The following is a 6157-nucleotide window of genomic DNA, read 5'->3' on the forward strand; positions in this document are numbered from 1 at the left end:
AGTGTTGGAACCACCTGATCCCATGCCGAACTCAGAAGTGAAACGACATATCGCCGATGGTAGTGTGGGGTCTCCCCATGTGAGAGTAGGTCATCGTCAGGCTCTTAAATAAAACAGAAAACCCCCGTCACGAAAGTGTCGGGGGTTTTTTGTTTTATTCAGGATCACGGTGATCCACTCTCCCTACCTCGCAGCGCTCGCGCTGCCATCCCCTCAAGGGGGACCGAGGTGTGAAACCCGATGCACCGCAGGTGGCAGGCTTAGGCGCCGAAGGCGTCCCGAAGGGATGGCACGCTTGCTTGCGACCTAAGTCAGTCGTCCAGCCAAGGTCAAAGAAACCTAAAGCAAGCCCTTCGCCATGCAAGCATGGCTCCAACGGGTTTATTGTCTCTTTGAAGCCTTGGCCTCTGGTCAAAATCCGGTTGGCGCAGCCCGGCCCAAATGTCAGATCTAGACTCCCATCCCGGTACTGGGGATTTCATCATCCCGATAATGGGGATCCACCCAGCATCGGGGAAGCGTCTCGCCTGACGGAAACACCAGATCGGCCTTGTTGAATGGCTCCGCTTCCTGGGCTTCTTCGCCGTGATGATAGCGCCCGCTAATCTGCGTGCGTAAAGGGTTAACCAGTTCCGTGGGTTCGACTACCTGCACCAGGTGGCCGCTGCTCCGCTCTTTGAGAAACATGCTCTCTGCTCCCTTTGGATTTGAAGGCTTTCAGGGTGCGGCCGGGAGCACGCTTCTGGCAATAGAAAGAGCGGTCAACATTATTAAACCAAGAGGGGCTTTATCCCGGATGGCGGCCATTCTATGCTGGGCATCGCCATTATCTGGTATGGCTATAACCCTGCCATCTGCCGCTGTAAAGGCTCCATCACAAGCGACGAAAGTGGTATGGTTGGGGTTTGCTGAATCAAGATGGCCCTGTGTATACAGGGCCCTGGCCCGGTGGTGGATGGTTCGGCATCCGTCGTCGGGGCAATGATCATTTTGCTTTTGCAGGGTAGGCCTGCGCCAGACCCGCTGAAACGGGCTGTATCAATACGTTTGGACTTGGGAAAAGGTTAAGAATTATGACAATGGATAATAAGGCAGCAGTAATGAGCCCCCTTAAAGCGCTGGAGCAGCGTTGCGAGAAGCAGGGCCAGTCAGTGGCCATGGTTCAGCCCATGGGCGGTGGTGAGCTGCAGGACTATACCTGGGCCCGGATCAATGATGAAGCTCGCAGAATGGCGGCTTACCTGCAGTCCCAGGGCGTGCAGAAAGGTGACCATGTGGCTCTGGTTTCCAAAAACTGTGCGGAGTGGATTATTGCCGACCTCGCTATCTGGATGGCCGGTGCAGTGAGTGTTCCCTTGTACCCGACACTGGTTGCGGAGACGGTCCGTCAGATCATGGAGCACAGTGAGTCAAAGTTCCTTTTTGTCGGCAAGCTGGATGACTGGGACATCATGAAAGGAGGGGTTCCGGACGGCGTCAAGCAAGTGGCGTTCACTCTTGCCCCCCGCGATGCACTGAATGATTTCCCCAATTGGGGCGATATCATTCGCGATACGGCACCACTGGAGCAAGTGGCCGAGCCTGCCATGGAAGATATTGCGACCATCATCTATACCTCTGGCACCACGGGTATGCCCAAAGGGGTGATGCATGACTTCCAGTCTTTCTCCATCGTCGGCGAAAAAATGATCAAGGTGTATAACCTGACACCGGAAGAGAGAATGATCTCCTACTTGCCGCTTTCCCATGTGGCTGAACGGGTGGCTGTGGAAATCGCCCAGCTTTACGTGGGCGGCAAGATTTTCTTTGCGGAATCTCTGGAAACGTTCGGTGAAGACATCAAGCGCGCCCAGCCTACGGTGTTCTTTGCGGTGCCACGTATCTGGTCCAAGTTCTACCAAAAGGCTTCTGAAGCGGTGCCTCCCAAGAAGCTGAACAAGCTGCTCAAGATTCCTTTCCTGAACAAAGTGATCAAAAAGAAAGTGCTGGGAGCCATGGGGCTGGATCAATGCCGTATTGCGCTGTCCGGCGCGGCCGCACTGTCCCCGGATATCATTACCTGGTTCAAGAAGCTGGATCTGGAAATTCTTGAAGTTTACGGCATGACCGAGAATCTGGCCTGGTCACATACCACTGAAGAGGGTGACCAGAAGATCGGTTGGGTGGGGACTCCCAATGATGGCGTGGAATGCCGGATTGGTGAGGGCGGTGAGATTATGGTGCGTAGCCTCGGTAATATGAAAGGCTACTACAAGCAGCCAGAAAAGACCGCGGAAGATCTTACCGAAGATGGCTGGTTGCATACCGGTGATGTGGGCGAAATTGACGAGAAAGGACGTTTGCGTATTACCGGTCGAGTGAAGGAAATCTTCAAGACGGAAAAAGGGAAATATGTGGCGCCGGCTCCGATCGAAAACCGTCTCTCCACGCAGCCGGGTCTGGAGTTGTCCTGTGTCATCGGTCAGGGGATGGGGCAGCCCATTGCGTTGCTGAATATTACCCCGGAAGAGCAGGAAAAGTTGTCCAAAGCCAGTGAAAAAGAGCATTTCACCAAGGAACTTGAAGCCCTGCTGGCCCGAGTCAATAACGAGCTCGACCCCCATGAGCGTATGACGACTCTGGTCGTGTGTAAGGATGCATGGACGGTAGAGAACAACCTGATTACACCGACCCTGAAGTTGAAGCGTAACGAAATTGAAAAACGTTATGCGGATGACATTCCCAAGTGGGCGAAGACCAAAGGGGTGGTTTGGGAAGCTTGAGCACCTTCAAAGAGGCGGATCAGCAATTGATCCGCCTTCTGGCTGATGGCCGGTTCCGCTCCGGCTCCGAGTTGGGGGAGGCGCTGGGGATTTCCCGGGCTGCTATCTGGAAGCGTGTTCAGCGCCTTGAGGAATTCGGTTTGCCGCTGGAATCCGTCAAGGGCAAAGGTTATCGGCTGGCTCAACCGGTCGACCTGATTGATCCGTTGTCACTGGAAGTGTTGCTGGGGGAACGGGCCCAGCTGCACTATCGGTGGGCAACCGAATCCACCAATGCCGATGCGCTGGCCATCAAGGGGCCAGTACGTCGTCCCCAGGTGTTTCTCTCCGAGTGCCAGACTGCCGGCCGTGGCCGAAGAGGCAGGCAGTGGCAGTCTCCCTTTGCGGCCAATCTTTACGTATCCATTCGTTTTCCGGTGAGTGGTGGTTTTGCCGCTTTGGGCGGGTTGAGTCTGGCGGTGGGTGTGGTGGTGGCTCAGGCATTGCAGGAGCTGGATCCGTCATTGCCGGTAGGTCTGAAGTGGCCCAATGATTTGCAGATCAATGGTGCCAAGGTCGGCGGTGTCCTGATAGAGCTGGCCGGTGAGATGGATGGCCAGGTGGATGTGGTGATCGGGGTCGGTGTCAATGGCTGCATGACGGGGCACCAGGCCAGGGATATTGACCAGACCTGGACCGACCTTGCCAGTGAGCTGGCCGATATGCCGCCCAGGACGGTGTTGGCAGGCTGCGTGCTGACGCATTTGCTGGATATGCTGCCGCGTTTTTCGCAACAAGGGTTTGCGGCTTTCCGGGGAGACTTTGACCGCTATGATGCGGTGAAGGGTGAGTTGGTTCAGGTTCAATCCGCTGAGCAGGTGTTTACCGGTAAGGCGGCAGGCGTTCTGGGGGATGGGGCTTTGCGCGTGGAAACACCGAATGGCGTGCGTGAAGTCTATGGCGGTGAAGTGAGTTTGAGAGTCCGATGAAACTGTTTGTGGATGTGGGTAACACCGCCATGAAATGGCGCTTTCGCCACGGTGATAAGGTGGAGCAGGGGGGCTGTCGACACGGGCGAGACTGGCCCGCTGTCGTGGACGCTTTACTGCAAGGCAGTGATCGGGTTGATGCAATCTGGATTGCGTCAGTGGCGGGCCCCTCAGCGGATGCCGAGATCGCGGGGCTGTTGGCAGATCGGACGGGTGTGACGCCGTGTTTTTATTATTCCTGTGGTCAGGATTTCGGTGTGCAAAACTGCTATCCGGAGCCTCGCAAGCTGGGAGTGGATCGCTGGGTGGCAATGATTGAGGGTCATCAGCGCTTTGGTGCCAGTATCATTATCGATTGTGGCAGTGCTCTCACCATTGATGCGGTGAATGAAAAGGGGGAGTTTCTCGGCGGTTATATTGTGCCTGGCTTGGGAATGTTGCGTACTGCCCTGTTGCGGGATACCTCCGATGTGCATATCGAGCCGGCTACGGCCCGACCGGCTCTGGGCCGATCCACCGGGGAGTGTGTGCACAATGGTTTGTTGCGCATGTCTGTGGCCTTCGTCACGGAGGTGGTGGTTGAACTGCGCCAAGTGCTTGAAGATACTTGTAAAGTGCTGGTAACTGGCGGTGATGCCCCGAAATTGACAGGTGCTTTCCAGTTCGAGTTTCTGCATATGCCCGACCTTGTCCTAGATGGCCTTGAGCGCGTGGCAGACCGACAACAATAATGGTGGGGGAACACCGGTGCGGTGGATATTTTACAGCTTGCTGGTCGTCAATCTGGTTTATCTGGGGGTGCAGCTTACCAAGAACCTGGCTCCCCGTGAGGCAGTGTCCTTGCGGGTGCCGACGCAGTCTGTGGGAGGAGAGCGGTTGGTGTTGCTTTCCGAGCGCTCCCAGCCGATCCGGGACGGCGCGCGCAGACCGGAGGCGGGCTCTCTGTGTGCGGTAGTCGGCCCCTGGGAGTCCCGTGACGCGGCCCAGGCTGGCGCGGTCCAGCTGAGGGCGGCAGGGCTGTCGGGTCAGGTGCGGGCTCTGAATATTCAGAAGGATCGGCTCAACTGGGTGTATCTGCCTCCCTATGCCGACAGGGAGAGGGCGCTGCGTGTGCTTCATGAGTTGCAGGATCATGGCGTGGACAGCTTTGTGGTCAAGGAGGGCGAGGATGCCAATGCCATTTCATTGGGGTACTTCTCCAGTGCGGAGTCGGCGGAAGGCTTGCGCGTAAAGATGCGCAATGCCGGTTATCCGGCCTTTGTGCGAGAAACGTCCCGGGCGGTGACGGAATACTGGGTTTACCTGATGGATCAGGAGCCGGAAGAGAAACCTGAGCTGAATATCTTTCTTGAGGCAAATCAGTCCCTTAAGCTGGATTGGGTGGCCTGCCCCTGAATGGCTGAGCAATTATTAGGCGTTTGATCCTCAAGTGGATTGCGCCACCTGATTCCTTTCTATAGAATTCGCAACCCTTGTGAGCTGGCGTAGCTCAGTTGGTAGAGCAGCTGATTTGTAATCAGCCGGTCGGGGGTTCGACTCCTCTCGCCAGCTCCAGCTTTAAACGTGCCTAACTACTTGAAAATTGGTTGACAAGTGGTTGGGCCGTAAAGAGAATGTAGGCCCTTTTCTGGAGGGGTTCCCGAGTGGCCAAAGGGATCAGACTGTAAATCTGACGCGAAAGCTTCGGAGGTTCGAATCCTCCCCCCTCCACCAGATAAAAAGCAGATCATTCTTTGGATGGTTTGTATGGCCGGAAGGCTGGCAGGCATCGGAAGGTTTGCGGGTATAGTTCAACGGTAGAACCTCAGCCTTCCAAGCTGATGATGCGGGTTCGATTCCCGCTACCCGCTCCAGCTCCGGTAGAGTTTGGTCACCACCAGGTGACATGAAGGTTATGCTCTTGTAGCTCAGTAGGTAGAGCACACCCTTGGTAAGGGTGAGGTCACCGGTTCAAATCCGGTCAAGAGCTCCAATTTCCGGGCCCAGGTATATCCTGGGTCCGGCTTCATGTGTCTTGATGGTGCCAAGGTGGTCTGTGTTTATCAATACAGTCCTTAAATGTGTCTTTATCGGGTGTATGCGCGCCATATGGCGAGGAAGCACAGCCAAGTTAAGAGGTGAAGAGTCGTGGCAAAGGAAAAGTTTGAACGTAATAAACCGCACGTAAACGTAGGCACCATCGGTCACGTTGACCATGGTAAAACCACTCTGACCGCCGCGCTGACCCGCGTGTGTGCAGAAGTTTGGGGCGGTAGCGCCATCGCTTTCGACGGTATTGATAATGCCCCGGAAGAGCGTGAGCGTGGTATCACCATTGCAACCTCTCACGTGGAATACGATTCCCCGACTCGTCACTACGCCCACGTAGACTGCCCCGGTCACGCTGATTATGTGAAGAACATGATCACCGGTGCGGCGCAGATGGAC

Annotated in this window: 6 protein-coding genes, 4 tRNA genes and 1 rRNA gene; 10 read left to right on the top strand and 1 reads right to left on the bottom strand. The window is 55.7% G+C overall.

The features are described from left to right. Window positions 1-102: ribosomal RNA gene (gene rrf / locus A3714_RS01640) — 5S ribosomal RNA — on the top strand; the annotation flags it as partial. 348 nt (window positions 103-450) lie between these two features. On the opposite strand, the gene A3714_RS01645 is transcribed toward rrf, so the two are convergent. Next, the gene (locus A3714_RS01645) at window positions 451-687 is read right to left on the bottom strand and encodes a hypothetical protein (RefSeq protein WP_062818038.1); all 237 of its coding nucleotides are present in this window, start codon (window positions 685-687) and stop codon (window positions 451-453) included. A 413-nt stretch (window positions 688-1100) separates the two neighbouring features. Between A3714_RS01645 and A3714_RS01650 the strand changes: the two genes are divergently transcribed. The 9 genes from A3714_RS01650 to A3714_RS01690 form a co-directional block, all read left to right on the top strand. Further along, a complete protein-coding gene (locus A3714_RS01650) occupies window positions 1101-2762 on the top strand; it encodes an AMP-binding protein (RefSeq protein WP_231866016.1) in 1662 nt (553 codons plus the stop codon). Continuing rightward, window positions 2759-3730, top strand: a complete 972-nt coding sequence (locus A3714_RS01655; RefSeq protein ID WP_063509196.1) for a biotin--[acetyl-CoA-carboxylase] ligase — start codon at window positions 2759-2761, stop codon at window positions 3728-3730. The genes A3714_RS01650 and A3714_RS01655 overlap by 4 nt, the downstream gene beginning before the upstream one ends. Next, the gene (locus tag A3714_RS01660) at window positions 3727-4461 is read left to right on the top strand and encodes a type III pantothenate kinase (RefSeq protein ID WP_063508612.1); all 735 of its coding nucleotides are present in this window, start codon (window positions 3727-3729) and stop codon (window positions 4459-4461) included. Before A3714_RS01655 ends, A3714_RS01660 begins: the two co-directional genes overlap by 4 nt. A gap of 16 nt (window positions 4462-4477) precedes the next feature. Further along, window positions 4478-5125, top strand: a complete 648-nt coding sequence (locus A3714_RS01665; RefSeq protein WP_063508611.1) for an SPOR domain-containing protein — start codon at window positions 4478-4480, stop codon at window positions 5123-5125. An 83-nt stretch (window positions 5126-5208) separates the two neighbouring features. Beyond that, window positions 5209-5284, top strand: a tRNA-Thr gene (locus A3714_RS01670). A 75-nt stretch (window positions 5285-5359) separates the two neighbouring features. Beyond that, window positions 5360-5443, top strand: a tRNA-Tyr gene (locus A3714_RS01675). A gap of 66 nt (window positions 5444-5509) precedes the next feature. Further along, window positions 5510-5583, top strand: a tRNA-Gly gene (locus A3714_RS01680). A gap of 43 nt (window positions 5584-5626) precedes the next feature. Continuing rightward, window positions 5627-5702 (top strand) — tRNA-Thr (locus tag A3714_RS01685). Between the two features lie 155 nt (window positions 5703-5857). After that, window positions 5858-6157: GTP-binding protein (locus A3714_RS01690; RefSeq protein ID WP_231867810.1), on the top strand; the 300-nt coding region annotated here is incomplete at its 3' end.

It is taken from the genome of Alcanivorax sp. HI0007, assembly GCF_001635525.1.
Taxonomy (GTDB): Bacteria; Pseudomonadota; Gammaproteobacteria; order Pseudomonadales; family Alcanivoracaceae; genus Alcanivorax.